This window comes from Kushneria phyllosphaerae, assembly GCF_900312995.1.
GTDB lineage: Bacteria > Pseudomonadota > Gammaproteobacteria > Pseudomonadales > Halomonadaceae > Kushneria > Kushneria phyllosphaerae.
This window is the reverse complement of sequence record NZ_ONZI01000046.1, coordinates 1-395: the sequence shown is the minus strand read 5'-3', so window position 1 is coordinate 395 and position 395 is coordinate 1. Positions and strand designations below refer to the sequence as shown.

1 protein-coding gene is annotated in these 395 nt (G+C 45.3%); it reads left to right on the top strand.

The window, feature by feature from the left end; translation table 11 throughout:
• Positions 1–364, top strand: a 364-nt coding sequence (locus KSP9073_RS18005) for a beta/alpha barrel domain-containing protein (protein WP_500683891.1), incomplete at its 5' end; no start/stop codon positions are given.
• Between the last annotated feature and the right edge of the window lie 31 nt (positions 365–395).

The window sequence follows — 395 nt, the reverse complement described above, 5'->3', positions numbered from 1 at the left end:
CCCTTCCTTTGATCAAGAAACAGCAGAGATGTGCAATCTGTATCAAATCCCTTACTTACCAGGATGTATGACGATTACCGAAATCAAAACAGCGCTGAAAAGCGGGGTAGATATCGTCAAACTATTTCCTGGAAGCGCTTATGGACCAAGTATCATTTCTGCCTTCAAGGCACCGATGCCTCAAGTCAATATCATGCCAACTGGTGGTGTGAGTCTGGACAATATGAAAGAGTGGTTCGATGCGGGTGTCGTAACAGTCGGAGTAGGTGGGAACCTTTTAGCACCTGCAGCTACAGGAGATTTTGACAAAGTAACGGAAGTCGCGCAACAGTATGCAGCAAAAATGAAAGAAATCAAGAGGTAGCTGCTTATGGGAAAAGTAGTGACACTCGGAG